The organism is Trinickia acidisoli (genome assembly GCF_017315725.1).
Classification (GTDB): Bacteria; Pseudomonadota; Gammaproteobacteria; order Burkholderiales; family Burkholderiaceae; genus Trinickia; species Trinickia acidisoli.
The window spans coordinates 202,723-229,594 of the sequence record NZ_JAFLRG010000002.1; the positions used below are offsets into that span (position 1 = coordinate 202,723).

24 protein-coding genes and 2 pseudogenes are annotated in these 26,872 nt (G+C 58.8%); 11 read left to right on the forward strand and 15 right to left on the reverse strand.

Annotated elements, in window-relative coordinates:
* Nucleotides 1-216: 216 nt before the first annotated feature.
* Together J3485_RS29580 and J3485_RS19505 are read right to left on the reverse strand one after the other, a co-directional pair.
* Nucleotides 217-657, reverse strand: a complete 441-nt coding sequence (locus tag J3485_RS29580; protein WP_206955999.1) for a TMEM43 family protein — start codon at nt 655-657, stop codon at nt 217-219.
* Entirely contained in the window at nt 650-1,999 is a 1,350-nt protein-coding gene (locus tag J3485_RS19505) for an IS4 family transposase (RefSeq protein ID WP_206954153.1), read from the reverse strand. Before J3485_RS19505 ends, J3485_RS29580 begins: the two co-directional genes overlap by 8 nt.
* 192 nt (nt 2,000-2,191) lie before the next feature.
* Here J3485_RS19505 and J3485_RS19510 point away from each other — a divergent pair, with 192 nt between their 5' ends.
* Together J3485_RS19510 and J3485_RS29305 are read left to right on the forward strand one after the other, a co-directional pair.
* Entirely contained in the window at nt 2,192-2,488 is a 297-nt protein-coding gene (locus tag J3485_RS19510) for a hypothetical protein (RefSeq protein ID WP_206956000.1), read from the forward strand.
* Between the two features lie 206 nt (nt 2,489-2,694).
* The gene (locus J3485_RS29305) at nt 2,695-2,817 is read left to right on the forward strand and encodes a hypothetical protein (RefSeq protein WP_277991644.1); all 123 of its coding nucleotides are present in this window, start codon (nt 2,695-2,697) and stop codon (nt 2,815-2,817) included.
* 269 nt (nt 2,818-3,086) lie between these two features.
* On the opposite strand, the pseudogene J3485_RS19515 reads toward J3485_RS29305, so the two are convergent.
* Nucleotides 3,087-4,222, reverse strand: a pseudogene (locus J3485_RS19515) (IS3 family transposase).
* 138 nt (nt 4,223-4,360) lie between these two features.
* On the opposite strand from J3485_RS19515, the gene J3485_RS19520 reads away from it, so the two are divergent.
* Entirely contained in the window at nt 4,361-4,627 is a 267-nt protein-coding gene (locus J3485_RS19520) for a hypothetical protein (protein ID WP_206956001.1), read from the forward strand.
* Between the two features lie 115 nt (nt 4,628-4,742).
* On the opposite strand, the gene J3485_RS19525 is transcribed toward J3485_RS19520, so the two are convergent.
* The 11 genes from J3485_RS19525 to J3485_RS19580 form a co-directional block, all read right to left on the reverse strand.
* Nucleotides 4,743-5,069, reverse strand: a complete 327-nt coding sequence (locus J3485_RS19525) for a hypothetical protein (RefSeq protein ID WP_206956002.1) — start codon at nt 5,067-5,069, stop codon at nt 4,743-4,745.
* A 764-nt stretch (nt 5,070-5,833) separates the two neighbouring features.
* The gene (locus J3485_RS19530; RefSeq protein WP_206956003.1) at nt 5,834-7,102 is read right to left on the reverse strand and encodes an ankyrin repeat domain-containing protein; all 1,269 of its coding nucleotides are present in this window, start codon (nt 7,100-7,102) and stop codon (nt 5,834-5,836) included.
* A gap of 758 nt (nt 7,103-7,860) precedes the next feature.
* Nucleotides 7,861-8,133, reverse strand: a complete 273-nt coding sequence (locus J3485_RS19535; protein WP_206956004.1) for an ankyrin repeat domain-containing protein — start codon at nt 8,131-8,133, stop codon at nt 7,861-7,863.
* A gap of 591 nt (nt 8,134-8,724) precedes the next feature.
* Nucleotides 8,725-10,278 (reverse strand): IS66 family transposase, encoded by a 1,554-nt coding sequence (tnpC, locus tag J3485_RS19540; RefSeq protein ID WP_206955942.1) that lies wholly within the window; start codon nt 10,276-10,278, stop codon nt 8,725-8,727.
* Between the two features lie 30 nt (nt 10,279-10,308).
* Nucleotides 10,309-10,653: an IS66 family insertion sequence element accessory protein TnpB gene (gene tnpB, locus J3485_RS19545; RefSeq protein ID WP_206951009.1), complete on the reverse strand. Its 345-nt coding sequence runs from the start codon at nt 10,651-10,653 to the stop codon at nt 10,309-10,311.
* The gene (gene tnpA, locus J3485_RS19550) at nt 10,650-11,078 is read right to left on the reverse strand and encodes an IS66-like element accessory protein TnpA (RefSeq protein ID WP_309477054.1); all 429 of its coding nucleotides are present in this window, start codon (nt 11,076-11,078) and stop codon (nt 10,650-10,652) included. Before tnpA ends, tnpB begins: the two co-directional genes overlap by 4 nt.
* A gap of 955 nt (nt 11,079-12,033) precedes the next feature.
* Nucleotides 12,034-12,345 (reverse strand): hypothetical protein, encoded by a 312-nt coding sequence (locus J3485_RS19560; protein ID WP_206956005.1) that lies wholly within the window; start codon nt 12,343-12,345, stop codon nt 12,034-12,036.
* Nucleotides 12,345-13,175: an IS21-like element helper ATPase IstB gene (gene istB, locus J3485_RS19565; protein ID WP_206956006.1), complete on the reverse strand. Its 831-nt coding sequence runs from the start codon at nt 13,173-13,175 to the stop codon at nt 12,345-12,347. Before istB ends, J3485_RS19560 begins: the two co-directional genes overlap by 1 nt.
* Nucleotides 13,172-14,683 carry an IS21 family transposase gene (gene istA, locus J3485_RS19570; RefSeq protein ID WP_206956007.1) on the reverse strand — a complete coding sequence of 504 codons (1,512 nt, stop codon included), beginning with the start codon at nt 14,681-14,683 and terminating at the stop codon, nt 13,172-13,174. Before istA ends, istB begins: the two co-directional genes overlap by 4 nt.
* A 122-nt stretch (nt 14,684-14,805) precedes the next feature.
* The gene (locus tag J3485_RS19575; protein WP_206956008.1) at nt 14,806-15,810 is read right to left on the reverse strand and encodes an ISAs1 family transposase; all 1,005 of its coding nucleotides are present in this window, start codon (nt 15,808-15,810) and stop codon (nt 14,806-14,808) included.
* Entirely contained in the window at nt 15,801-15,968 is a 168-nt protein-coding gene (locus J3485_RS19580; protein ID WP_206956009.1) for a transposase family protein, read from the reverse strand. Before J3485_RS19580 ends, J3485_RS19575 begins: the two co-directional genes overlap by 10 nt.
* 470 nt (nt 15,969-16,438) lie before the next feature.
* Between J3485_RS19580 and J3485_RS19585 the strand changes: the two genes are divergently transcribed.
* From J3485_RS19585 to J3485_RS19595, 3 genes and pseudogenes are all read left to right on the forward strand, one after another.
* Nucleotides 16,439-16,933 carry a hypothetical protein gene (locus J3485_RS19585; protein ID WP_206956010.1) on the forward strand — a complete coding sequence of 165 codons (495 nt, stop codon included), beginning with the start codon at nt 16,439-16,441 and terminating at the stop codon, nt 16,931-16,933.
* A 561-nt stretch (nt 16,934-17,494) separates the two neighbouring features.
* Entirely contained in the window at nt 17,495-18,520 is a 1,026-nt protein-coding gene (locus J3485_RS19590; protein WP_206956011.1) for an IS110 family RNA-guided transposase, read from the forward strand.
* Nucleotides 18,521-18,801: 281 nt separating this feature from the next.
* Nucleotides 18,802-19,858, forward strand: a pseudogene (locus J3485_RS19595) (IS5 family transposase).
* Nucleotides 19,859-19,893: 35 nt separating this feature from the next.
* On the opposite strand, the gene J3485_RS19600 reads toward J3485_RS19595, so the two are convergent.
* Nucleotides 19,894-20,208, reverse strand: a complete 315-nt coding sequence (locus J3485_RS19600; RefSeq protein WP_374192478.1) for a transposase family protein — start codon at nt 20,206-20,208, stop codon at nt 19,894-19,896.
* 1,146 nt (nt 20,209-21,354) lie between these two features.
* Between J3485_RS19600 and J3485_RS19605 the strand changes: the two genes are divergently transcribed.
* The 5 genes from J3485_RS19605 (at nt 21,355) to J3485_RS19625 (ending at nt 26,861) form a co-directional block, all read left to right on the forward strand.
* Nucleotides 21,355-21,897, forward strand: a complete 543-nt coding sequence (locus J3485_RS19605; RefSeq protein WP_206956013.1) for a PH domain-containing protein — start codon at nt 21,355-21,357, stop codon at nt 21,895-21,897.
* 89 nt (nt 21,898-21,986) lie between these two features.
* The gene (locus tag J3485_RS19610; RefSeq protein WP_206956014.1) at nt 21,987-23,204 is read left to right on the forward strand and encodes a hypothetical protein; all 1,218 of its coding nucleotides are present in this window, start codon (nt 21,987-21,989) and stop codon (nt 23,202-23,204) included.
* 465 nt (nt 23,205-23,669) lie between these two features.
* Entirely contained in the window at nt 23,670-23,996 is a 327-nt protein-coding gene (locus tag J3485_RS19615; protein ID WP_206956015.1) for a TrbC/VirB2 family protein, read from the forward strand.
* 116 nt (nt 23,997-24,112) lie between these two features.
* Nucleotides 24,113-24,445: a VirB3 family type IV secretion system protein gene (locus tag J3485_RS19620; protein ID WP_206956016.1), complete on the forward strand. Its 333-nt coding sequence runs from the start codon at nt 24,113-24,115 to the stop codon at nt 24,443-24,445.
* A gap of 4 nt (nt 24,446-24,449) precedes the next feature.
* Nucleotides 24,450-26,861 carry a VirB4 family type IV secretion/conjugal transfer ATPase gene (locus J3485_RS19625; protein WP_206956017.1) on the forward strand — a complete coding sequence of 804 codons (2,412 nt, stop codon included), beginning with the start codon at nt 24,450-24,452 and terminating at the stop codon, nt 26,859-26,861.
* The last annotated feature ends 11 nt before the right edge of the window (nt 26,862-26,872 follow it).

Genomic DNA, 26,872 nt, shown 5'->3' on the forward strand with positions numbered 1-26,872 from the left:
ATCTCGACGCAGACGGCTTTGCCGAAGCTGTTCCACAGGTTCACGAGGTTCGCGCGTCGCTATCGGCGGGGATATCTCAGTGATTGAGATGGGCCGACTAAACGGTCGCCGTACCTCACAGCATTGCGGATGATGACTTACCGTTTCGCAAAATCGCGCGCTTCGGATTCTTCGCAGCCTTGATCGGCATTGATCTTGTCCTCCCGATTACCGATCTTATCGGGTTGCGACAGGATGGCTACCGCGTAGTTGGCTGAATAACCACAACAGCGAGTCGGCACTGATGATCAACGCAACGCCAATTACTGGACGATGGGCCATCCAGACAACAGCAATAGTCACGAGGGTTAGTGGTATCGTGAGCATCAGCGTAGGCAGGAAAACTCCAGCCTCAACGATATCCTCAAGGAACGGCAACATCCTGGAGCTGCTGAATACGCAAACGGCGCTGGCCAACGCGCAGGAGCGCCGGATACAGGCGTTGACCGATTGGCATAACGCGAAGATCCAACTTGCGTCGAAGTTGGGGCGGTTAGAAATGGGCCAGATCGGAAGCGACTGACCGCCGCCAGGCAGTACGAATTTCCTGGACGACGTCGTTGTGATAAACGACATGTCCAGGTGTCCGCATGAAGTCAAGCGCACCTCGTTATACATAAGACTCGTCACCGCCTTCGTCGCGTAGCAAGCGCATTGTTTCTGCGGCGATGCGCACGTGAGTGAGTCCCTTCCAGATTGTTTCCGCACCGGGTTCGCCGTCGCTTTTGCGTGCTAGGAATCCGCCTCGGCGAGCAATCAAGCGCAGCACCTCGTTGAGTTTGGGTTGCGCTGTGCGACGGGTCTTCGTGAGAAGGTAGGCAGCGCGAATTTCATCGGGATCGAAGAACAGATGGGCGTCCAGATCGGGGCAGGTTCGGCCCAGCCGCATCAAATGAGCCACACGCCAGGCCACCACCAGAAACAGCGCCAACGCGCGTTCGAGCCGTTCAATCGTACCCAACTGCAGTTCTTCGACCTCACAGCCGTTCTTCAGAACGTTGAACAGGATCTCGATTTCCCATCTCGCCCTATACCACTCGATCAGTTCGATCGCTTCATCGAGCGTGCTCGCCCCACGATTAGTCAGCAAGCGCCATTCGATCGGTTTGACGCCGGCAGGCGCGTCGAACTCGCGCGCAACCAGGCACGTTGCAGCAATGCTTTTCCCTTTGCTGGCGGGCAACTGCACACGCTCAAGCCACAGGCGCTGGCGTACCGTGCGCGCTTTCAGGCCTTGGCGCGCGGCCATCGTAAAGGCGATTTCGCCCACCGCTTCGCCGCACGTCGTGCGCTCCCACAACTTATCGCCTTCAGGCAAGCTGCGGTTATGCGAGGCACGCACCAGCCAGTCGGCCGGGTTGCCCAATGCATCAGCGCGCTCCATCAACGCCATCAGATCCGCTTCGCGGTCCGCCACATATACCAGGCGAGTCGAGGGCATATCCGGCGCCATCTCGGCGATGCGCTCGTAGCCTTCGATCCAACGCAAACTTTCCTTCGGGCCACCGCGCTTTCCCGACTCGTCCTTCTTCTGGCGAGCCCACATCCACGCGTCCAGGATGCCCAACGGCTCGCGCTGTGGCGTCACCGCATAGGTCGGATGAACGAACATCCCGCGCTGCGCCTCATACGTCAGCGGACCCAGTCCGACCGCCTCCTGACCGTTGAAATCAAGCTCGGTGGTGTCTTGAAGACAGAGCACGACCTGATGCGCCCGCATCCGCTTTTGCGTCTGCTGCCAATGCGGCTCCAGAATCGCATGCCATTGGACCTTCTCGTTATCGAAGAAGCGGTACGCCGCTATCGTTTCGCCCCAACCATGGCATGCCTGCGGCACACTGGCCGTCGGCTCGGCCGACATTCTTTCCATCAAAAGCCTCGCTCGCTTATTCAGGCGCGCGTCGCCCAGGTCCAGTTGCTCGAATTCCGTTTGTGTCCAGGGCGTCGATTCGGTGACCAAGGCGTGCGCTCAAAAGCGCAAAGTAAACGACATCCGCCGACAGTTTACAAGCGCCGCGCTATGTCATTGAAAGTAAACAGGCTTTCTCGCCCGCTCGGCGTGACCGCGACGTTGTGTATAACGACATGAGTCAAGCGTGGCGCTAGCAGTCGTCGCTTTGATGAATCGTTGTATTTGCCCAGGGGAAGGGGGATGAACGAATTGACGGTGAACTGGAAGATTGCGGCCAGCATCTATTGGGCATACATTTGGCGCGGGTTAGCACTGGGCCTCGCATGTGGCGCGGTGGTCGGCGTCATTGCGGGATTGGGAATGAGGTTTCTCAACTACAAGCTCAACGGTACTGTCTTTCTGATCCTTTGCACGGCGATAGACGTCGTCGCGCAGGTTGTCGCGATCCGTATGGCACTTCGGAAGGGTTACAGGGGATTCAGGATTCTGTTCGTGGCAACGGATTGGACTCCGCGCGAGCCGACCCTTGCCGAATAAATCGGGAAAAGTGTCCATATCGAGCGCGTCTTCAGACGGCATCCTAAATTCTCTCGGATTTATCCGAAAAGCTAGCGCAGTGGGGATCTGTCGGTGGCGTCTGCCGTATTTCCCGTGGTAATTGCTGGTGGTGCACAAGTCGCGACGCGACAGACGTTGCGGTTAGCGCAATGAGTCGATGCGATACAACCTGACCGGAGTTCCGTGTGGGCTTCAAATTTTTTCGCAATATCCCCGAGGGCATCTTGCTGGCAGTGGGCTTACCGGCATGCCTGCTCGCCTTGCCGACGCTGGCGCTCGTCATTGGCTATCTGGACTGTGCGAGATGAAGGGTGCGCGCTCCTTAGTTCCGGATTCAACCGCACGGAAGCATCGGGTTGGTGGGTGTCCGGTGTGCACGACAATATGCATGCGCGTCGTTCGTTCCAATCTGTTACGGCTGCTCGTTTCATTACTAATCGCGGCATCGAGACTCGCCCATGCCGATCTTGACCTGTCGGGCGCCGAGCCGCCGCTCGATGCATCGGTTCATGAGAGGTGGCCTCGTTCGTTCGTTCGGACAGGATCTCCGAGTTTTTAAGTGGAATCGCTGTGGCAATCAAGCTGCCGATTTTATCGCTGGCAGCGTCGCGAAGTATGCTTCATCCGGTGTCTGGTCGGAAAGCCTCGAATGAGGCCGGTTCTGGTTATACCAGTTTAGGTCGTTGCTGATTGAGCGGCGGGCGTGGCTGACCGAGTCGTAGGCTTTCAGATAGACCTCTTCATATTTGACGCTGCGCCACACACGTTCGACGAACACGTTGTCACGCCAGGCACCCTTTCCATCCATGGACAGAAGAACGTTCCGGCTGAGCACCGCGTCGGTGAATTCGGTTGCCGTGAACTGGCTGCCTTGATCCGTGTTGACGATCTCAGGCAGCCCGTATTTCGCAAACACCTCCTCCAGCGCCTCGACTGCATGGCAACTCTCCAGCGTGATCGCCACCCGGTGTGTCAGCACCCGACGGCTCGCCCAGTCCACGACGGCCGTCAGATATACGAAGCCCCGCGCCATCGGGATATAGCTCGTATCGAGCGCCCAGACCTGATTGGCCCGGTCGATCTTCCGGTTGCGCAGTAGGTACGGCCAGATCCTGTGGGCTGCATGCTTGCGGCTCGTGTTTGGCTTGCTATACAACGCCTCGATGCCCATGCGCTTCATCAGGGTGCCGACGTGCCTGCGCCCGACCTTGATGCCTTCGCGACGCAGCAGCCGTGCCAGCATTCGTGCCCCTGCAAATGGATGCTCGAGGTGAAGCTCGTCAATCCGGCGCATCAACTTCAGATCCACTGCGCTGACCCCACGCGATTGGTAATAGGCGCTCGACCGGCTGATGCCTACCAGCCGCTCCTGCTGTGTCACCGGCAGGGCATGATCACGATCGATCATCGCGTTACGCTCAGCAGTCCCGCCTTGCTGAGCGCGCTTTCTAAAAAATCGTTCTCCAGCGTCAACTGCCCGATCTTCGCGTGCAGCACCTTCACGTCAACTGGCGATGCCGCCGGCGCCGCGTTGCTCGCTTCGAACACATCGGCAACCCGCTCCTGCAGTTGCTTCTTTCAGTCCGTGATCTGATTCGGATGGACATCAAACTGCTGGGCCAGCTCTGCCAGCGTCTTGTCGCCCTTGAGCGCCGCCAGCGCCACCTTCGCCTTGAACGCCGGTGAGTGTGTCCGTCGGTTTCGTTTCGTCATCTTCTGGTTCCTGGTTGCCGGCCATTATGACCGACTCACGCCCCAGCTTTTCCACTCAACGAACTGTTCGAATTTCCGGCGCCACCTCTCTTTCGATCGGCCAAAGGCGACTGCATTTGACTTTCCGATGGCCAACGGATGGCGAAACTTCGTTTGCTCGGGCTTTACCCGCACCTGTCGGGCGCGGAACTTGTTGAGCCGATCATTACCGTGAGCGCCGACGCGGCGTTCCACGACATGATTTCCGGCGGCGTACATCGAGTTCGTGAGGTCGAGGGCTATCAGGCCGGAAGAAATGGCGACTGTCGGATGTACTCGTCACGCCATGAACGTAACTCGTCAATTTCCATTGACCCATGTCGACCAGTGCTCTTTGAGATCCCCTTCAAGGGATGCAGCTTGTAGCCTGGGTGGTTCAGTTCGCACGGCGAGCATGGTCGGCAGATGCTCGCCTGATCGCGGCAGAACTATCGAGCTCACCTAAGAGACGGTGCGTTGCTGGGCAACCAGTTGCCAGTCGCTAATTGTTATAGCCCCTGTTGACCACCGCCTGTTTGCACCAGTAAGTGCGACCGCAGTTGTTGGGGTCATCGGGTGGCAAACGATTGATGGAAACCGTATACGTGTCGACACCAGGGGCCACCCCGCCAAGCGTGCCCCGCTCCCCGCTACTCAGCGCGAACGCGCGAACGCGCCCATCCGCTTTGTCGCGGACATCAAAATGACACTTGGCACCAGGCACAGCATCACAACCGAAGGTAACTGTTTCCAGCCCCTGGGCTTGTGAAAGATCGGTGAACGTCAGCGTCGCTAGCAACACAGAAAACCAAAGGTACCCAATTCTCATAAAGATTCCTTGACGGGTTTAAAACAACTGGTTGAGCGCAGGATGAGGCCTTGCACTTCGTACTCGATCCTTTGCCACAGATAAAATCTGTGCCTTTCTAGGTAGCCACGCTTGGTTCTGTATTGTTCAGTTCAGATGCCCGGATATTTTGATTGCTTGCGGCATCGATGATATTGTGCATTTTCGATACCGAATGCGGATAGCTGAAATGCGAAAGCCGCCAACGAAGCTTTCGAGGCTGCAGAACCACAAGATGGACAATACCGCTGCATGAATGTTGTCATTACAACGATTGGAGATGACGTTATTCATATACCCGGAATCGAATCGTCTTACAGCGCCGGTAAATCTATTTAACACCCGTGAAATCGGAACGTCAAACCGGCGTGCCGCGAATGTAGGAAAACGGTAGGCGGTCAGTGTTGGTGAGCCAAGGCTACGGAAGAGGGCTTCGGTTCGCGGGACGAAGGGCCAGTCTATCCGCATAGACGTCGGCGCCGTGCTTGAGCGCAGCTCCCTAACCATGTGTCGCCACCATGCTTGATATAGCCCACGATCTGATCGTGCCAGCGTGTGGTCGGCTGATCGTGAACTGAGCTGGCCGCGCCGCTTCAGACTTTGGTTGTAGGCGCGTGCATTGGTGAGCCGATACCGTTCCACGACATGATGTCCGGCGTACATCGAGTTCGTGAGGCCGAGGGCTATCGGGCTGGAAAGAAATGGCGGCTGTCAGATTTAGTCTAGGCTATTGCACATGAGCTTTATCATGTGCGGCCCCTATCTCCTCCGAGAATGGGCGTCCGGGCGGCAGGCCTAGCCTGTTCGGCACTCCGCAACAGGGCGGCAACAGGATGGTGTGCAGCGTCGTCAGCCAGGTCGGCTGCCGTCCTACCATGCAGATGTCCTTGCGTAAAGACGCGATCTCGCAGACAAGGATTGGCACCGAGCCTCAAAAGCGCATCAACGGCCGCGCTGTGCCCGTTACGTGCCGCAGCGTGCAGGGGCGTCCACCCGTCCGCTGCCTGCGCATCGAGATCTACAGGGGCCGTACCGGCTGGACGCGGTGCCGTCACCAGCGCCGTAATGACCGGCGCATGCCCGCGTGAAGCCGCCAGATGAAGCGCTGTCACGCCGAGGCCGGGCAGCTTCGCGTTTACGTCTACGTACCTATTTGCTACCAGTGCGGTGACTGTTTTAGCTAGTCCGCGTCGGGCTGCCATGAGAAGTGGCGTTGCGCCGTCGGTTCCACCGCGCGCGTTTGGATTCGCGCCGCCGAGGTCGCATAACTGCGTGCATAGCTCTGCCCGATTAAAGGCTGCGGCAACTTGCAACGGTGTCTCTTCCCAGTATCCTATGTGCGCGTTCGGATTTCCTTTCGCCCTGAGCAACGCCTCTACCACCACTGCCGCCCATCCCTGTCGTGCTGCTGCATGTAGCGGCGTACCGTGACCGCGCACGTAACAGTTGACGTTTGCGCCGCCTTCGGCCAGAGCCCGCACGACCAATTCATGCCCACGCTCAACGACCAGGTCCATCGGCTTTTTGCCATTCAAAGCGACGGCTTCAGGGTCGACGCCGCGTGTCAACAGTTGCCAGACGATTTCGTCGTGACCATTGGCTGCTGCCAGATGCAATGCTGTGCAGTATCTAAAATCCTGCGTGTCGGGATCGGCGTTACGCCCAAGCAGCAATCTAACGAGTTGCTCATGTCCACTTGCGGCCGCCAGATGCAATGCCTGTTGTCCGTTATAGTTGCGCGCATCAAGAATGGCGTGCCGCGCAAGCAATAGTTCCACCACGTCTTGCTGTCCCGCGCGCGCCGCTGCTAGCAAGGGGTAAAGCCCTGGACCTGCGACACCCCCATTAGGATCGACGCCGTGGTCAAGCATTGTTCTAACCACCTCCACGTGTCCTCGAACTGCCGCCACACTCAAAGACGTGGTGTGATCTGGTGCAGCCAGCAGAGCATTGGCTCCTTTGTCGAGCAGTTCCCGGACGCTTGCCTCATCGCCGGCTTCGGCCGCTGCTCGCAAGTCTTGATCCAGTCCTGGAGGGGGTGGGGGCATTGTGCACGTCCTTGCTTATTGCTGATACGTGGCGTTATATCAGGCGAACAGATCTTGTCGAATAAAAATAACTTTTCTGCTTGCTGGTGTACGTAAAATTTCGAAAATCCAAATTGGCACCATGGCGCCAATTTGAGGCTTCGCCTCAGCCTCTGAAGGAAGAAGTTCCCTTATCCGACAGCGCCGGACAGCAAACGTTTTTTTAATGATTATGAAAGTTATCCGATAGATGGACGCACCCATGATGAAGGCGTCTACTTAGTCTCTATTTTCAAGTGCAATACTCGATATGAGGTAGGGTGTTGCGATGAATAAGAATGGTTCCGACGTGCTTGCACAGGACGCGCGCGCGCCCGGGCATCCATCGCGACATTACCGATGACGTTGGCATAGGTTTCCACTCGTTGCGTTGAATAAGGCCAGCGGGCGTGGTTCAATCTGACGTGACACTCGAAACACGGAATCGCTGTGCCGGTGCGGCTCCGCTTCGCCCTTTTGAGGGTAATACGGAAATCGTGCGTTCTAATGGACCACGCCGGATTTCCGATCGTCGTCAACAACAGTTACTCGAGAGGAAAATACCGCGCGACGTGGATTCGCGCATCGGCATTTTCGCTTGCCCGAGCCAACTGAAGGCTTACACACCTTTCCGCCAAATGAAAGTGTTTCTTCCTGCTCCGGACGAGGTGCAAGTAGCTTCAATAAGCGCTGCTTTGAAATTCGGGTTACTCACCATATTCTTCTTGCCGCGACACAACCACGAATACCCATCTGGCCCGAAGTGTCATTGCGGGGATGGCCGCTCCGAGTGGCGCCAGGCGCACCAGCAGTTCGGGCGAGGTGATCCGTCCCTGCGCGAGTTGCCACGGTGTTTCGCCACCATCGGACACGGCCGTACGATCCGCCCCAAGCTGCAGCAATGCAGCTATGGCCGCCTCGTGGCGGTGAATCACTGCGCTGTGCAGCGGCGTCAGGCCCCACCGGCCGCGGGCATCCATGGGTTCTCGTACAGTCAGTTTTGCGGGCCGGTACTGCGCGATGGTGGGTTCGAGGCCGCTATCACCGGAACGCGAAGCGGCCGCGCTGTCGCTGATCCTGCTGGAGGACCAGGCGGTTCTGCCGGCATTGGCGGCGGGGGATCTGATGCCGTCGGCGATCGCGCTGGTGGACGCGGTGTCCGTGGCGACACGGACCGGGAACCGACCGAAACAGTTAGTAGCGTCATGTCCGACCCAGCAGGATCCCCGGCTCGCTCAGGAGGGCGTAACGCAACTGAGGGCGGTCTGGAGGGGGCAGAGTCGGGGTTTACGCGAATTGAACGAAACCTTTGAAACAGGCGTTGCAGGCGCTCCAATGCAGTTGGCATTGCGTCCTCCTCGTCGGAACAGTCAATTCTGGCTGGATCTCCAGGCGATGAACCCTATACCCGAAGCCACCTCTTTGGCAACTGGTTGCCCAGCAATGCATCTTCTCATAGGTGAGCTCGATGGTGCTGTCGCGATAAGGTGAGCAGCTACGTAAGCACCTCGCGAAGGCCGTTCGCAACACGGCGCGCACGTGAGGCATGATTGGGTATCGGGCGCTGGCAATCAGCCCGTAGAGGCAGGCGGGCGGAACGTCCCTGGCAGCTTACTTGCCACGTTCCAGGGTAGTAATTCGTCGATGCGGTTAATGGGGTGATCAGCGATATGGGTCAGCACGTATTCGAGGTAAGCGCGCGGGTTGATCCCGTTCAGCTTGCACGTGCCGATCAGGCTGTACATCGCGGCGGCCCGTTTCCCCCCACTGTCGGAGCCGGCGAACAAGAAGTTCTTGCGACCCAGACTCACACAGCGCAACGCGTTTTCGGCCAGGGCGTTGCTGATCTCGGCACGGCCCTCTTCGCAGTACAGCACGAGGGCATCCCACTGGTTAAGCGAGTAATGGATCGCTTTGGCCAATTCGGATTTCTTGGACAGCGCCGCGAGTTTGCCCGTCATCCACGTCTTGATGGCCGCGAGCAGCGGGATGCTTTTCTCCCGGCGCACGCGCAGCCGTTCAGCGGTGGGTTTGCCGCGGATGTCGGCCTCGATCGCGTAAAGTCCGCCGATCAGCTCGAGCACCTCACGGGTCGCATCGGTCGGCGTTCGGGCATGCACGTCGTATATGTACCGTCTCGCGTGGTCCCAGCATGCCGCCTCGCGAATCTTGCCGCTCTCGTACAGTTCGTTGAAGCCGCTGTAGGCGTCGGCCTGCAAGATACCCTCGAATCCGGCCAGATGGGTCTGGGGATGAATGCCTTTGCGGTCCGGCGAGTAAGCAAACCACACTGCGGCCGGTTCGGTCGAGCCCGAGCGAGTGTCATCGCGCACATACACCCACAGACGCCCCGTCTTCGTCTTCTTCTTGCCCGGCTCAAGTACCGGGATAGGCGTGTCATCCGCGTGCAGCTTCGACGGCGCCACCGTGTAGCGGCGCAGTGCCTCGGTCAGCGCATCGCAAAGGGCCTCGCATTGACCAACCCAGCGGCCCATGCTGGCCGGGTCCAGCTTCACGCCGTCGCGCGCGGCTATCTGTGACTGCCGGTACAGCGGGGCGTGGTCGGCGTACTTCGAGACGAGGATGTCGGCCAGCAGGCTCGGATGGGCGATGCCTCGCGTAATCGGCAGGCCGGGCATCGGCGGCTGCGAGAAGTGGTGACCGCACGGGCAAACCGTTTTGCGCCGGATCGTACGAATCACCTTGAACACCGCCGCGACGCGGGCGAGCTGCTCGGACACGTCTTCTCCGAGCGGCTGCATCGCGCTGCCGCACTTCGGACACGTTGCGTCAGCCTCCAGTACACGTTCTTCGCGTGGCAAATGCGGCGGCAGCGCTTCTTTCGGCGATGCGTCGCTCACAGGCGTGCTCGCGCTAGATTGGCGGGCGCGCTGCACATCAGCGACGCCGCGCTCGCCCGTCAAGTCCTCGAGCGCGGTTTCGAGCCGTGCAACCTCCCGGTCTAATTGCTCGGACTTGCGCCCGAATTGCATGCGCCTAAGCTTGTCGAGCTGCGCCTTGAGCTGCTCGATCTCCAGATCGCGCTCGGCAAGCTGAGCACGAGCCTCGAGCAGCAAGGCTCGCAGCGTTTGAACATCGTCAGGAAGTTCGGCGCCGTTCGACATGCGGCGCAGTTTACGAGCCTTCTGCTCGGTTTACAACATCGACAGTGCAGCGGTGCGACGCGGTTGCCGCCAATCGATGCCTTCGAGCAACATGGACAATTGCGCCGCCGTCAGATGGACCTTGCCGCCATCGGCCTGTGGCCACACGAAGCGCCCACGCTCGAGCCGCTTCGCAAGAAGCCAGAGCCCGTCTTCGGTCGCCCACATGAGCTTCACGAGATCGCCGCGCCGGCCCCGGAAGATGAACACGTTGCCGCCCAACGCATTGTCTTCGAGCGCCGTCTGCACCTTGGCCGCCAGTCCTTGGAATCCGCAGCGCATGTCGGTAACGCCGGCCACCAGCCAGACGCGTGTACCCGTGGGAAGAGAGATCACGATCGCATGCTCCCCAGTACAACGCGTAGCGTGTCGGCGTCGACGATGCCGTCCACCTTGACGACCACCTCACCGAATCGAATCTCGATCGTCCCGCCTCGTGTAGTCCGGTTGCCGGCTGCCCGAGCATCCGAGGGCATGGTCACGCGCTGCGCCGGCGTTTCATGGACCACCGCCACGGGAATCAGCGACGTCGTTTGGGCCTGCAATTGCTCGCGATAGCGACGCCGCCACGTGAACAGCATGTTTGCATTGATGCCATTCTCGCGCGCCAGCTTTGCGACGGAGGCACCCGGCTCGCATGCCGCGACCGCGAGACGGCGTCGAAACTCGCGATCATAATTGGGGCGTCCCTTGCGGCTACCCGGCTTGGCTTCCAACTCCGTCACAGTGATCTCCATCAAATCGAAAATGATGGGCACCACTTTGATGTCGGTTCTCGCCGTCGTCTATGACGGTCGTCGTGAGGCGCTTACGCAGCTACCGACCGCACTGGGCTATGATCATCAGCTTTCGCCCCAAAGGGCTTGAGGCATTGTTTAGCGACGACTCGACGCGCGGTGTCTAGGCCGTGCATGAATCCAAGTTGCGGCGCATATTGGATGCTCTCGACGCGGCAGGTTAGCCGAGCGAATTGCTCCCCCCAGCCTATAAGCTGCATTCCTTGAAAGGGGAGTTCAAAGGGCATCGGCCGATATGGGTCAATGGAAAATGGCAGGTTACGTTCCGGTTTGTCGAGCGTGTTGCAACCGCTCGGAATCGATGTATCCGAGTCCGCTGCGCGGCTCGGCTATAACCCCACGCTTTCCCGTGTGCTGAACGGGCGCGCCGGCATCAGTCCAGATCTCGCAGTGCGCCTCGAGCGGTCAAACGTCAGCAATGCTTATCGGTGGAGCCCACGGTATCGCCGCGAAGAACTCTATGCGTCGAGCCCGCGGTGCGAGCCTGTCGTTATTGAAACCGGGTATCCATGCACAGCAGCACCCAACAGCCACGCCGGAACATCGCACTTGCCGTTGAGTACGCGCCAGACCTCGATGTGGTCTTCGCGCTCAATGTAGAAGATCAGATGCGGATCGCGATCGAGCGGCCACGACCGCAGCCCCGAGATGTCCAGCTCACATAACCCCGTCAAGCCTTTCCAAATGCGATACCCCTGCCGCGGCTTTGCACGGCGATTGCATTTGAGCATGGACCAATGCGATCAATGTTGCGACGTTGAATTCAAGCGCTGATCAGTGGTTTGATCTGCAGGATGTGCGTGCGATAGTCTTCATTATGGCGCGACGATCTGGATGAGAGACGCGCGACAAACAAGATGAGAATGTCGCGGTGACGCTGATGATGCCGACGTTGATTGACGCTGGCAAGCGCTGCGCGTCAGTCGGCGAGGTCGATCGCGTAACGCGTGACGATGGCCGTCAAGATGCGCATAGCGGACTGGCGCTTGGCCTCGATCAGCGGTGGCGGTACGGTGCCCGTGTCGAGCGCCGCCAACTCCTGCCCGAGCAAGGTCAACAGCGTCACGCGTGACGCGGTGAGTTCGTCGCCGATCGCATCGATGACGGCGCGTTTGCGCCGTAGGCGATATGCGCGTTGCCGTTGCGCGGCAGTGCGCGCAACGGGCGTCGAGCTTGAGCGATCGGGTACGTCGTCGCGCGTGATGCTCGTCAGTTGCGGGTTGTTGCTCATCAATGATCCTCCTGGCGCGGCGGCACGCCGACATTGCTCGGCGTGGCGAAGTTGGCGGGGCGTCCTGGGCCTTGCTGCTTGCGCTGCAGGGCGGTACGCCGGCGATAGCTTTCGACGTTCAGCTCGAAGATGGTCGAGTGGTGGACCAGCCGATCGACGGCGGCCAGCGTCATGGCCGGGTCGGGGAAGACCTTGTTCCATTCGCCAAATGGCTGATTGGCGGTGATGAGAAGAGAACGACGCTCATACCGGGCGCTGATCAGCTCGAACAACACCGACGTCTCGGCTTGGTCCTTAGTGACGTACGCCAGATCGTCCAGGATGAGCAGATCGAAACGATCGAGCCGGTTGATGGCCGATTCGAGGGCGAGTTCGCGGCGTGCCACCTGCAAGCGCTGTACGAGATCGGAGGTGCGAGCGAACAGCACCTTCCAACCCTTCTCCACGAGGCTCAAGCCGATCGCCGACGACAAGTGCGACTTGCCCCCTCCGGGCGGCCCCATCAGAATCAAATTGGCGCCGTTTCGCAGCCAGCCGTCGCCGGCGCACAGCGCCGAGACTTGCGCCTTGGATACCATCGGCACCGCGTCGAAGTCGAAGTTCTCCAGCGTCTTGCCTGGCAGCAGTTTGGCGTCTGTGAGGTGACGTTCGATACGGCGTCGATCGCGCTCGGCGATCTCATGTTCGGCCAGCGCCATCAGCAGGCGCGCTGCAGGCCAGCCTTCCTTATCGGAGCGCTCGGCGAAGCTCGCCCACATGAGCTTGATGGCAGGCAGGCGCAATTCGCTGAACAGCAGCGACACGCGGGTCGCGTCGAAGTCGTGACTCATGCCGCAGCCTCCATGTCGAAGCTGAGCAGGGCCTCGTAATCGCGCAACGAAGCCAGTTGTACATGCACTTGCGGCACACTGGCGGGATCGGGCGCGAAGCGCGAGCGCAGCGCTTGCAGGTCGGGCAATTGCCCCTGGGCGAGGCACCGGTCCAGCTCCTGAGCCAACTGGGCTTCGCAGGCGCGCTCGTGGGCCATGCTCAGCAGTTCCACCATGGTCTTGCACGCCGTGCGCGGCGGCATTTGCTCGCACAGGCGATCGAACGTCAATCGATAAGCCTCGCGCGGGAACAGTTGGTCGCGGTAAATCAGGTTCATCAGTGCCATCGGCTTGCGGCGTAACGCGTGAATGACGTGCCGATAGTCGATGACGTGTCCGTGCTTGCCGTTTACGCCCGGGCGCCCGCGCTGCAGCGTCATCAAGGCCGTGCCACCCAGAAACAGCTCGCGCCGGTCGTCGTATAGCCGCACGCGCAGCCGATGGCCGATCAGCCGCGACGGGACGGTGTAGAACACCTTGCGCAAAGTGAAGCCGCCGGTGGAGGTCACGTACACGCGCGTTTCCTCGTAGTCGCTGGTGCGCTGACCCGGCAGCGGCTGCAGGAAGGGGCGCTCGGCTTCGATGCGCTTGCCGTTGCGCGCGTTCTGGCGGCTGACGATCTCATCGACGAAGCGGCGATAGTCGGCCAGATCGATGAACTCGGTACTGCCGCGCAGCAGCAGCGCGTCACGGATGGCATTCTTGAGGTGACCGTGCGGGCTCTCGATGGAGCCGTTCTCATGGGCGACGCCGCGGTTGTTGCGAGTCGGTTGCATGCCGCAGTGAGCGCACAGCGCTTCGTAACGCGTGGTCAGATCGTCGCGTGCTTCGCGATCGAGATTGCGGAACGCCGCAGACAGACTGTCGCTGCGGTGTTCGCGGGGCGCACCTCCCAGCGCCCATAACGCGTTCTGCAGGCCTTCGGCGAGCGCGACATAGCTCTCGCCGCCGAGAATGACGTGCGCGTGCTCGAAGCCCGAGCAGGCCAGTCGGAAGTGGTACAAGCGGTGATCGAGCGCGCTACCCGCCACGCTCACGCCCAGGCTTTGCATGTCGGTAAAGTCGGACAGCCCGAGGCGACCGGGCTCATGTACCTGGCGGAATATGACGTCGCGCTCCTCGCCGTGCCGAGCGCGCCAATCGCGGATGCGTCGCTCCAACGTTCGTCGCACGGTGCGCGACAGGCTCGGATGCCGTCGAAGCATCTCCTCGAGCACGGCCACGGGCCGAATACCCGGAGCAGCTTGCAGCACTGGAACAATCTCGGCGTCAAAGATCTCGGCCAAGGGATCGGGGCGTCGGCGCTCGCGCGGCGCCTTCTTCTGCGACGGCAATCGCAAATCCTGTTCGATGCGATAGGCCGTGGCCACGCTGAATCCCGCGCGCGCGGCCGCCGTGGACAGTCCTTCCGTGCGTCTGTACTTCATGTAGAGCCTCATTTGGTGGTCGTTGACGTGTCGTCCGGGCACGGCGGCCTCCCTTGCAAGGAAGACTCGTTCATACCCGATTCACCGCGACCACCGACAAGGCTCTGTGCTAAAGGCGAGCACTTTCGGCGCGACGCAGCGGCGCCGGTTCCGGGCTACGCCCGTCACCGGCGCCGCTGCGTCCGCATTCTCATCCTGATTGACGCGCTGTTCTCATCTTGATTGACGCGCGGCACTTCATCCCACTCTGCCCGCTTCACGCGACTGCGAACGCTGGTCTTCGGTAGGCTGATGTCGAGCTTGATCAGGTTCAGGGCGAAGCGTCGCAGGGTCGCGTAATTGTGTGCGGCGTGGTCCTTTCTCACGCGGCAGGCGTCTTCGAGAAAGGTGACGTCCAGGCTCCAGTGCAAGCTGTTCTCGATGCGCCAGTGGTCACGCACCGCGCGGGCGAAGTCCTTCACGTCACACTGTGCGGAGGTGATGAAGTAACGGCGCTGCATGCTGGGTTCGCCCTTGCCAGTATGGCAAATGGCCTCAACCATACCGATCTGGTGGCAGTCGGGCCATGCATTCGTGTCCACCCTTTTCAGCACGTCCTGGGTGAGCCAGTAGCGGCGCTCTTCGATGCGGCCATGGTCCTTTTCGATGGTCCGAACGTAGCACTCGGGCATCAGCCGCTCAATGCGCCCGCGCTCAGTGGCGCCGAAGAAGCCCGAGAGAGCGTTGAAGAGCTTTTCCTGGTTGCCCTTGACGGCGAGCAGGTAATGGCCGCCGCGCTCGCGGATGGCCCGGGCAATCTCGCGCTGGCAGCTCATCGCATCGATGCTCACAAGGCACCCCTTGAGGGCGAGCGTCGGCAGCAGCCCGGGAATTGCGTCTATCTCATTACTCTTGTCGTCGACCTTCTGCTGACACAGCATCACGCCCAGCCGGTTGGCGTACGCGCTGACCAGATGGATGGCGCGTTTCTCGCCGTTGTGCGAGCCGCGCACGCACTTGCCATCGATCGCGATATGCTCCTGCGCAGCACCCACGACGTGGCTGATCCAGCTACGAAAGGCCAGTTCGAAGCGCTTCGGGTCCAGCAGCCGGAACACCCGGCCAAACGTGTCGTGCGACGCGATGCCGTTCTCCAGTGGCAGGAAGCGGCGCAGCCAGTTCAGTCGCATCTCACCCCACCCCACTCGGCGATATCGGTCACGTTTTGCGCGCCGCATAAAATCGCACACACGGCCACCACCAGCAGCTCGGTCAGGTCGTATCGCAAGGCTGGGCCGTCACGCGGATCATCCAGCTCGCCTAACCAGTGGACCAGGCTTGTTTGCATGCGGCTCTCCCATCAGGAAAGCCTCAGTTAACGAAATTCGACGCCTGTTTACAACGGCACTCCGTTGCTGGGTTTCAATCCGTTAGTCAACCGAAAGTACGCCCTGAGTGAGGGAGCGGTCGGGCAATCTGCATCGGACTGCAGCATGCGCAACAAGAGCTTGCGGCGATGATGGCAGCTTCCCGATCGATAGATCAGGTCCGGTCGCATGTATCGAAGTCGATCATCACCAGCCTTGCGGGCACGGGCTTCCAAATGCAATCGCCCTGAGTTTACAACCGTCACCTCTCTATCCGTTGGTCATCGGAAAGTCAAATGCAACCGCTGTGGACTGCTGTATCTGATGAGTCCACGCGTAGGCGTCCGGTATGTTGTGGTTCGAGAAACTGCAAACTGCAAAATGTGTACGTGTTCGCTACGAGCGTTGGTGTGGCGCATCATCTTGTGGATGACGATCCCGGGAGAAACTTATGAAGACCATTGTGTTCGCTTTGTTGTTGTGCCTGCTTTGGGTTGGCGTTCCTAGTGCGCATGCGCAAGGTGTTGTTGTTGACGATTTTGCGGTGGAAACGGACGGTTTGCAGCTTAACGATTTGACGACACAGGGCAATGCGCAAAATGAGCAGAACGCGCTGACACTGCAGGGCATAGCGACGGGAAGCTCTCCGTCGTCGCTTCTGCCTGATGGTTATCCGTCGGTGTCTTGCGCGGGCGCGGCGGTTGATAGTGCGCAGCTAACGGCGGCATGCTTGACTGCAAATAACTTGCAAGCTGTTGGCGATGACGTGTCTATGAATGGTGTTGAAAATGTGGATGTGGCAGCTGCGCAAGGTATAGTTGGAAAACTAGACGAGTTGACGATGGAGCAACAGGCTGCTAATCAGGTTGGGAGAGACAAGGACGAGATGAATCAACAAAAAGATGCATTTCTTGTGGGGCAGTTGGCCGCTTTATTACTTCCTTGAGGATGTGTCCATCTTCGGATCCACGAGCGGTTGCATTTAAGAATCAATGTGAGCAATCCTGTGCCGACATTGAAAGAGATTTGAGTCCGAGTATGTGGTGCGGTGTCCTCATCTCGCTGGGTGCGTTTGACGTGGCGGCGAACGCTGGATTTTGGCGGGTCCGTGTCGAGCTTCATCAGGTTCGAGGCGAAGTAACGTAACGTCGCGTAGTTATGCGCGGCGTGGTCATCATGTAACACTCGGGTTTGGTTGGATGCGCTCACGTTCAGTCGTGCCAAAGAGCGCGTGAGCGCATCGAATGAGCCCTTGACCGCAAGCACATAGTCGCCACCACGCATTTATATCGATCGTCTGTGCTTGAGCCGTGCGGCCTTAGCAGGCTTGAAGTACCGGCAGTAATGTCATCGCGGAGGGCCCCTGAAGCGTTGATGGAAGATTCCCCCTCGCCCCCTGGAGATCATGCGCGGCGCCGACACATTCACCGAGAGTAATGAGATGGTCACCCCCATCCTACGCGCGGGCTACGCTGTAGGATGTTTTCTTCTCTTCTGGAGGTGCGCCATGCAAAACGTGACGCTGGTTAGGATCGATCTTGGTAAGCATACCTTTCACCTTCATGCGCAAGACCGGCACGGCAAAGCGGTGTTTCGCAAGAAGATGAGCCGCAAGCAGCTGGTAGAGTTCTTCGCCACGTTCCAAACTTGCGTCGTGGTCATGGAAGCGTGCGCCGGCGCCCATCGCATGGCACGCAAGCTGACCGAGTTCGGGCACCAGATAAAGCTTATCTCGCCACAGTTCGTGCGCCCGTTCGTGAAAGGCAACAAGAATGACTTCGTGGACGCCGAGGCGATCTGCGAAGCGGCTTCCCGTCCGTCCATGCGGTTCGTCACGCCCAAGACAGAAGCACAACAAACGCTCTCTGCCTTGCACCGGGTACGCGAATCGCTGGTGCGCGACCGAGTCAAGGCGGTCAATCAAATGCATGGTTTTCTGCTGGAGTTCGGGATCAGCCTGCCGATCGGCAACGCCGTCATCACGCGCCTGCCCGCGGTGCTCGCCCAGCATGCGCTGCCACCGCGCCTGATCGCCATCCTCGAACGCCTGCACACCCACTTCAAGTACCTCAGTGAACAAATCGCCGAGATCGACAAAGAGATGGGCCGGCAACTGGGCGACGACGAACTCGGTCAGCGTTTGCTCACGATTCCCGGGGTTGGCCCGATCACCGCGAGCGTGCTGGTTTCCGAACTGGGCGATGGCAAGCAATATGACTGCAGCCGGGACTTTGCGGCGTCGGTCGGACTGGTACCACGTCAATACAGCACCGGCGGTAAGGCCAACTTGCTGGGGATCAGCAAGAGAGGGGACAAGAACTTGCGCAGATTGTTAGTCCAAGGCGCGCGATCGTACATGCGTCGGCTCGACAAAAAGTCGGGCCGTTTGGCGGACTGGGTACGCTCGATGCTGACGCGGCGACATCCGAATGTCGTTGCCTGCGCACTTGCGAACAAGGTGGCACGCACCGCGTGGGCTCTGGCGACCCGTAACACAAAATTCGAAGCAGGATTGGCGACCATGCCAGCCTGAATCGCGGATCCCGCTTCTTGCTTTTTGCTTTACCGAGGCCTACCCACCTGGTTTTGCGACCGCTGAAATTTGATGACGTGAAAAGGACCACCGGCCTGACGGATAACCTGGCAAAACAATGGGCTCTCGAAGCCGAGAGAGTTTTATAGGATCGTCAGGCGCGACTCTCATCATGGCGCGGGGAATACCCAAAACACTGACGCCGGATAGATTTAGGCAAACCCAACCACGACGTCAAAAATCAGTGTTGCAAAAATGGGGGTGACCATAGATTGTTTTCCATGCGCAAGCTGGACGAGTTCGTTCCGAAGTCGCATCCGTTGCGTTCGATCCGTGTGGTGGCGAACGAAGCACTGGCGAAGATGGATCGGCTGTTTGCCGGGATGTACGAAGCGGACATCAAGGGTGGGCGGCCGAGCATCGCGCCGGAGAAGTTGCTGCGAGCCATGCTGATCCAGGTGCTCTACAGCATCCGCTCGGAGCGCCAACTGATGGAGCAGGTGCAATACAACCTGTTGTTTCGCTGGTTCATCGGCTTGGCCATGGATGACGAGGTGTGGGTGCCGACGGTCTTCACGAAGAACCGCGAACGTCTGATCAAGCACGATGCGGTGATCGAATTCTTCAACGAAGTGGTGGCGATCGCCGAGAAGAAGTGCCTACTCTCGGGCGAGCACTTCAGTGCGGATGGCACGCTGATCCAGGCGTGGGCGGGGCACAAGAGCTTCGTGCCCAAGGACAGTGACGATCAGGACAGCGACGGGAGTGGCGCAGGCGAGTTCAAAGGCGAGAAGCGCAGCAACGAGACGCATCAGTCCAAGAGCGATCCCGGCACGGCTGTATCGCAAAGGCAATACGGCCAGCCAATTGCGTTACATGGGGCACACGCTGACCGACAATCGACATGGCTTAGTGGTCAACGCGTGCGTGACACGTGCAGACGGACATGCCGAGCGCGAAGCGGCCAAGGTCATGATCAACGACGCGCGGCAAGCGGCAGACGATGCGAGCGCGGAGATCACGCTAGGCGCAGGCAAGGGTTACGACGCACAGGAATTCATCGAGGCGTGCCAGCAGATGAAGGTCACGCCGCACGTTGCGCAAAACACCTCGGGGTGGCGTTCGTGCGTACCCGATACGATTGCCGCGAGCGTGGGCTACGCCATGTCGCAGCAAAAGCGCAAGTCGATCGAACAAGGCTTCGGGTGGACGAAGACCGTGGGGCGCATGCGCCAAGTGATGGTGTGGGGGGTGAAGAAAGTGGACCAGATGTTCGTGCTGAACATGGCTGCCTACAACCTCGTGCGCATGCGCTCACTGGCACAAGTGCGTCCGTAGCGGCGAAAACGTGGCAATGAGGCTAGAAATTGGCCTCAAACCGCCGAACAAGCGTTGAATTCGCGTTGAAATTGCACAATGCGATAAATCTTGCGGTGAGCACCGCGTGAGCGCAGAAAGGCTGCTTCTGTCCGGGTGTATTTCGGCAGCCTGTTAACCACGCCATTGGCCCAGACAAAAGGCCATTTCGAAATCTTTGAGTTGAGCAGGCGGAGCATATGTCCGAAGGTATCGTGCGACGGCACTCCATTCTCAAGGGCGAGATAGCAGCGTGACCATCGTAGACGACGCTGCGTGAACATCGCCATGTCCGTGGAGCTTTGTGCGGCGACGATGATGGCAGTCCGTATATCGACTGTATGTCACCTAGGATTACGTTGGTGTCGAATGATGAGGCATTCTCGACACCAGGAGTTCGATCATGTGTGCTGGCTGGAGGTCCTCGGGGCGGCGCTCTGTCTGCGCGGAGTCGCGGAAATGTCGTGCGCGGAGGCTGGGCGCTTTCCGGCGTGGTTGTGCTCGGGTATGTTTCGGCCATTGCAGGCGTTGACGTAATTGTGTGTCGTGCGCTGTGCAGTACATAGTCCATATGCAGTCCGATTCCAGCCTTCGGAGACGAAGGTGATAGCGAAAGTGGGTTCTCGGGAAGTGAAAATACGAGAGGCTGCGGCTGGTACCTACTGGAAGTGGCTGCGCCAGCTAACGTAACGAAGAGGTTTTCATGCCAATTGATATGCAGTATCTGACGATGATCGAGAGGGCGGCCAAAGATCTGCGGTCGTTTCATGACAGTCTTGACACCAAGGATTTGCCACCAGAGATTCTTGCGAAGACTTTACAAGACAACTGGAAGAGTTTCTGTGAGCCCCTTCTCCGGAAAGAGAATGGATTCAGTCAGGACGAGCTTCAAAAGGTAATGGACGCAGCTGTGAAGGGTTTTTTTGGAGAACCCGGTCGGGCTGCCGGTGCAGGAGCAGGCCCAGCGGGAAAAGCCCCAGCCCCAGCCCCAGCAGGAGGAGGAGCCCCAGCAGGAGTAGCCCCAGCAGGAGTAGCCCCAGCAGGAGTAGCCCCAGCAGGAGTAGCCCCAGCAGGAGTAGCCCCAGCAGGAGTAGCCCCAGCAGGAGTAGCCCCAGCAGGAGGAGGAGCCCCAGCAGGAGGAGGAGCCCCAGCAGGAGGAGGAGCCCCAGCAGGAGGAGCCCCAGCCCCAGCCCCAGCCCCAGCCCCAGCCCCAGCAGGAGGAGTCCGAGTAAGGGGGCCTGCCTCTTTCTACAACGTCCTCGGCCGCTGAGGCGATGGCCGCCGAGCCGAATAAATCAGTGTTTCCCTAGCAAGAAGGGGCACGAGCAGCCATACGAATCTGAGCGAGCGCACAACTGGAACGGGCGAATATCGCAACGGTTTCGCATCTGGCGAATCTATCCCGGCTCCACGAATGCTCGCGCAGATCGCACAGCCCAAACACCGAGACCCAAACCGACATACACGCCAGACAACACATGAGCAGCGACAACTTCGAACCGCCGGTTCCTCATGATGGCCGCCGCATTGCATTCGACGGCTCGCCGGTGTGGCTCGTGAACCTACCGCTCATGCTGCGCGGTATCGCCGTCCTGTTGCTATTGGTCATCGGTGCGGTGTTCGTGGCTTCACGGCCGCGACCCGTGCCGTGGGTTGTCTCAGCGGCGTTTGTGGTTCTTATGGTCTGGGTCCTCTCGAAGCTTGCGTACCGCGTTACCGCAACGGCCTGTACGCGTATGGTCATCGATGATGAACGCCTTACATGGCGCGATGGCATCTTCATGCGGCGAGTGGTTAGCGTCGAGCTGTACCGCATCCAGAACGTGGAAGCGAGAATGACCTGGTGGCAGCGCATGGCCGGGTTCGGCACACTGATTATCGAAAGCAGTGATGTTGCCTATCCCACCTGGGTGCTGCCGGGCATTCCAGAAGCCGAGCGTTTGCGCGAAGGCCTCATTCGGTACGCCATCGCATTGCGCGACGTAAAGGGCGTAAGAGAAATCAATACAGGAAAAGTATAAAGAGCGAATTTGTCACGTTGAAGTGCACGACGTGAGCTAATGGATGTCATGTCACGCGCAGGACACATAAGTCCAGCACGATAGCGTGCATGTCACGCTCCTCTTCTTGCGCCCCATCCGTCAAAGATGTCATTCATGTCATTCGTGAAAAGGTCGGAACACTCGAGACGGTGTTGCGCGCGGGTGGCATGTCGGCGGCGGAAATTGATGCGCTGTCTCCAGAGAAAAAAGAGCACCTTCAGCGCGGCTTGGACGATGCAATAGAGCAGGCGGCGCAATGGTACGTCAAGAAAGGATTTTCACCTGATCAGGTGAGGTGTTTGGCGCATCGCGCGTCAAAGGCCGACGGTGCGCATAGTTTCTTCAAAGCCCTGACGACCAATGCAGTCTCCAGCATGGCCGTCAATCTCGCTGTTCTGGCCTTCACCATTCCGCTGTCGTTTGTAGTGCCGGTCCTTCCCCTGATTGCAATTTCGGTTGCACTTAGCTTTGGATTTTCATGGTGCTATGGCATGCATGCTTGGGCAGCCGGCAAAACGATGGCCAAGCGCCATGACGAATCGTGCAATTCACATGGCTTCAAGCGTACCCGCTTCGGACACGCCGTGCCGCCAGACACGATGGGGCGCGCGCTTTCGCGAGAAGGGATAGCGGAATGTGCGCGCACCGGCACTCGTTTGGCGGCGTCGGCACCGCTGATGATCATCACATTGGTGTTGAGTGTGCTTCAAACGGGTACGGCGATTTTGCCGATCCTCGGCGCATTTCTGAGCCCTATCGCAGCCTTGTTTGGGCCGGTTTCCAACGGCTTGCAGGAACTCGTCAGTCATCACCTCAGTAAAAGGGACGGCCGCTATACCCAGGCCAATCTGTTCGGAGTAAGTTGGAACCGGGAAAAGGGGTTCAGCTTTGATGCAGGCCAAGCAGAAGACAACAGCAGGCGGCTTCATCCTTCGGCTGGGCAGCGTGCTCTTGGAACGATGTGGCGGATGTTCGACTTCTATCGCAGGGATTTTTCGCGTGAGGTTGAGAAGGAAAAGAAGCGAGGTATAGACGGTCCTAAGGCGAAAGAGCTACTCCTTGGAATGACGGCGGGGGCGGTTATGGGCGATGCCGCGAGCGCTGGGGCTTCGTTGTTAGGAGGTTCTATTGCGCCGGGCGTAAAAGCTGGTGGAACCGTCGCAGCCATGTTGGCAGCCGGCATGCTGCATGTTGGAAAGCGTCCGCTAGTCGAAGCCGCTTTGGAGGAGTGTGGTACTCGCCCAGGAGTACGCACACCAGTCCCGATGCCGGCGCAACGTTGCTAACGGTGAAGCTGCCTGCAACAAAGCATTCGGTCGCCGCGCGCACCGCTCCGCGAAGAGCCGCGCCAGTAGTGTGTGCGCACGGCCTAGGCAGGTAACCGATTCAATCGCGGGAACCCTCTCGATCGGTGCACGCTCGACGTGGCGTCTTTACGAAGCGCTTCCAGCTCGTTTGCTCGATTCCTTCAAGGCCGTTTCCAGAATAGCGCTTCTAGCCTGATTCAGGTGCAGACCATTTGATGTAGATCATGAGTTTGGTTGCTTCTCATTCGTCCTAAATGCAGGGCCTGCGCGCGATCAGTAGGGAGTCTGTTGGGCGCGACAACCTAGCATCGGAATCATTCGGTAGGCAGTACGGCGTGTATGAAGTGAGCGCAAATACTCACGCGCGTCGTTAACAGGGGGGGATTGCGTGCTCAGTATGTGGGGCATTGTAGTGACGGGCAAGTTTTTATAGAGGGGATCGTTATGATAGGCGAGACGGGAATCAAGCGAGGGTATCGTGGCTCGATAGCGGCATATCTGCTTTGTGCGAGCGTGCTGTTGCTCTTTAGTGGTGTTGCCGACGCGCAGAACACGTCGGCGTTCAATCAGTTGAACGCCGCGATGACAAACATCATCACCGCATTGCAGGATGCTGGCGCTGCGGTCGTCACTGTAGCAATCGTATGGGCTGGTTATAAGATGATTTTCCAGCACGCACGATGGGCCGATGTGGCGACGGTCGTGCTGGGGGCGATGCTGATCGGCGCGGCATCCTCGATTGCTAGTTGGTTGGTGCCTGCTTTTACTTGACGCCTTCTAGTTGAATGGTCCTGCCGGTGGCGGTGATTGATTTGCGGTGAACTGATCGCTGTACAAATACAGCGGTAACGGGCGGTATATCCGTTTGCGTTTGAGTCGAGGCGGTCATGGAAGATTCAATCCGGGAGCAGTTGCGCGATCCGGTTTTTAAGGGTTGCACGCGGCCAGCAATGGCTTTGGGTGTGCCGATGGTTCCGCTGATTATCGTCGGCGGAGCCTGTTTACTGTTTGCTATGTGGGGGCTATTGGTCTCTCCATTGCTTGCATTTGGTTCGTTGGTCCTCGCTGTCGTGTTGGTGTTGCTTATGCGGCAGATTACACGTCATGACGATCAACGATTGCGTCAATGGCAGTTGCGCGCCGAGTTGCGGCTTGGGCATCGCACGACCCGTTTCTGGGGTGTAACTTCCTACTGCGCCAACTCCTACGAGCGTCGCTAGCCCTATGTTTGCCCAGCCTCAATACGCTCATATCGCCCGTGCGGAAGTCTCGGTCGCGAAGTACGTGCCATTCTCTTCGCATGTGACGGAACATGTCATTCGCACTACCGAAGGAGATTACCTGCGAAGTTGGAAGGTACGGGGTATCAGCTTCGAGACAGTAGACCCCGAAGAGATTCTTGTGCGCCACAATGGTTTCAATCAATTTGTGCGTAGCTTGAGCGATGGCGATGTGTCGATTTGGGTGCATCGGTTACGCAGGCGCATCACGGATCGATTCGACAACGATTACCCCGATACGTTTTCTCAAGAGGTGAATGAGCGGTATTACGAGCGGTTCGCTGGCTATACGATGATGGCCAGTGAGTTGTACATCACGCTCGTCTATCGGCCTCATCGCGAGAACTTGGAGCGGCTGTTCAAGCGTACCGTCAGACGTAGCCTCGATGAAATCACCCGTACCGAGAATGATGCGGTCGCCAAGATAAATGATCTCGCCTCGCGGGCCGAGTCGAGTATGAAGCGTTACGGGCTCGAAGCGTTGGGTGAGTACGAGCGCGATGGGCAGAAGTATTCGAAGGCGCTCGAATTCTTGAGCTTCTTGCTCAACGGTGCATGGGAAAGTGTGCCGATGCGCCGCAGCGCCATTGCCGATTATTTGCCCACCTCGAGGCTATTCTTTGGGTGCGAGAACATCGAGATTCGCACCCCCACGGGCGTTCGTTTTGGCGCGCTGCTCGATCTGAAGGACTACCCTCCCTATTCGGAACCCGGCATTCTCAATCCCATCCTGTATGACGGATATGAGTATCTGGAGACGCAGAGCTTCTCTATCCTGAATAAGCGTGACGCGATGAACGCGCTGACGTTGCAGCGCAATCAGCTCATTGCGTCCCAGGATGCCGGAACGACTCAAATTCGAGAGATCGACGACGCGTGCGATCGACTCATCAACGGTGAGTTCGTGGTGGGTGAGTATCATTATTCGCTCGCCGTGTTTGGCGAGACGTTGGATGATGTGGCCAAGCATGTAGCGAAGGCGCGCGCGGCATTACAAGACGCGGGTTTTCAGACAGCGCTGGTGGATGTCGTGCCTGATGGTGCATGGTTCGCGCAGTTGCCGGCAAACTGGCGCTATCGCCCTCGCGCGGCGAAGATCACTTCGCGCAACTTCTGCGGGCTTTCGAGTCTACACAATTTCGATGCCGGCAAGCGGGATGGTAATCCGTGGGGTGAAGCGGTCACGATCCTGAAGACGCCGAGTGGGCAACCCTATTATTTCAATTTCCACGTTTCCCCGGAGCACGAGGAAGCGGCCGATCGCAAGCTTCCCGCCAATACGATGGTGATCGGGCAAACGGGTTCGGGCAAGACGGTGCTCACGCTCTTCTTGCTTTGCCAAGCGCTCAAGTACGGCCCGACTGTGGTGTACTTCGACAAAGATCGCGGCGCCGAAATTGCAATTCGCGCGATAGGGGGGGCGTATCTGACGCTTGCACATGGTCAGCCAACGGGGCTTAATCCATTTCAGCTCCCACCGACCGAGGCCAACATCCTGTTTTGGGACGCCCTTGTGCGGCAACTTGTCCATCATCCGTCGATGCCGCTCACGCCGCGCGACGAAGAGGAGATTGCGCGCGCCGTGCGCACGGTCGCTACGATGCCGGCGAATTTGCGGCGTTTGTCGGCTGTGCGGCAGAACCTGTTGAACACGGAGATGAACAGCCTCAGCGCGCGTCTTAAGAAGTGGTGCTGGGGAGAGCAGCTTGGCTGGTTGCTAGACAATGCCATCGACCAATTGGATCTTGCAACGCACCGAATCTATGGGTTCGACTATACGGATTTCCTCGATGATCCGACAACGCGAACACCAATCATGATGTACCTACTGTATCGGACCGAGGCCCTGATCGATGGCCGTCGCTTTATGTACTTCATGGCCGAATTCTGGAAACCACTCTCCGATCCCGTGTTCGCCGATTTTGCACAGAACAAGCAAAAGACCATTCGGAAACAGAATGGCTTTGGTGTGTTCGACACGCAGTCGCCCGCGGACATTCTGCTTAGCCCTGTTGCCCGAACCATGGTGGAGCAAACGGCGACATTTATCTTGCTACCCAACCCGAGAGCAGACCGCGAAGACTACGTGGATGGGTTGAAGGTAACCGAGGCGGAATTCGAGGTAATCAAGAATTTGGGTGAAAGCAGCCGCCTGTTTCTGGTTAAGCAAGGACACCGTTCGGCGCTCGTAGGATTGGATCTCTCCAAAATGGACGACGTTCTGAACGTGCTTTCGGGCACGACCGACAACGTTGCGTTGCTGGAGGAGATTCGCGCACAGGTAGGGGAGCGCGTGGAAGATTGGTTGCCTGTTTTCATCGAACGACTGGCGCAGCGGCGCAACGCTCGAATTTGATGAGAGCCCTT

Excerpts from the sequence above, each read along its gene's own strand:
- J3485_RS19615 (WP_206956015.1), top strand. The coding sequence starts at position 23,670 with ATGATAGGCGAGACGGGAATCAAGCGAGGGTATCGTGGCTCGATAGCG.
- J3485_RS19510 (WP_206956000.1), top strand. The coding sequence starts at position 2,192 with ATGAACGAATTGACGGTGAACTGGAAGATTGCGGCCAGCATCTATTGG.
- J3485_RS19535 (WP_206956004.1), bottom strand. The coding sequence starts at position 8,133 with ATGGATGCCCGCGGCCGGTGGGGCCTGACGCCGCTGCACAGCGCAGTG.
- istB (WP_206956006.1), bottom strand. The coding sequence starts at position 13,175 with ATGAGTCACGACTTCGACGCGACCCGCGTGTCGCTGCTGTTCAGCGAA.
- J3485_RS19610 (WP_206956014.1), top strand. The coding sequence starts at position 21,987 with ATGTCACGCTCCTCTTCTTGCGCCCCATCCGTCAAAGATGTCATTCAT.
- J3485_RS19560 (WP_206956005.1), bottom strand. The coding sequence starts at position 12,345 with ATGAGCAACAACCCGCAACTGACGAGCATCACGCGCGACGACGTACCC.
- J3485_RS19625 (WP_206956017.1), top strand. The coding sequence starts at position 24,450 with ATGTTTGCCCAGCCTCAATACGCTCATATCGCCCGTGCGGAAGTCTCG.
- J3485_RS19575 (WP_206956008.1), bottom strand. The coding sequence starts at position 15,810 with ATGCGACTGAACTGGCTGCGCCGCTTCCTGCCACTGGAGAACGGCATC.
- J3485_RS19580 (WP_206956009.1), bottom strand. The coding sequence starts at position 15,968 with ATGCAAACAAGCCTGGTCCACTGGTTAGGCGAGCTGGATGATCCGCGT.
- J3485_RS19520 (WP_206956001.1), top strand. The coding sequence starts at position 4,361 with ATGGCGAAACTTCGTTTGCTCGGGCTTTACCCGCACCTGTCGGGCGCG.
- J3485_RS19620 (WP_206956016.1), top strand. The coding sequence starts at position 24,113 with ATGGAAGATTCAATCCGGGAGCAGTTGCGCGATCCGGTTTTTAAGGGT.
- J3485_RS19605 (WP_206956013.1), top strand. The coding sequence starts at position 21,355 with ATGAGCAGCGACAACTTCGAACCGCCGGTTCCTCATGATGGCCGCCGC.
- J3485_RS19525 (WP_206956002.1), bottom strand. The coding sequence starts at position 5,069 with ATGAGAATTGGGTACCTTTGGTTTTCTGTGTTGCTAGCGACGCTGACG.
- J3485_RS19585 (WP_206956010.1), top strand. The coding sequence starts at position 16,439 with ATGAAGACCATTGTGTTCGCTTTGTTGTTGTGCCTGCTTTGGGTTGGC.
- J3485_RS29580 (WP_206955999.1), bottom strand. The coding sequence starts at position 657 with ATGTATAACGAGGTGCGCTTGACTTCATGCGGACACCTGGACATGTCG.
- tnpC (WP_206955942.1), bottom strand. The coding sequence starts at position 10,278 with ATGTCGAACGGCGCCGAACTTCCTGACGATGTTCAAACGCTGCGAGCC.
- J3485_RS19590 (WP_206956011.1), top strand. The coding sequence starts at position 17,495 with ATGCAAAACGTGACGCTGGTTAGGATCGATCTTGGTAAGCATACCTTT.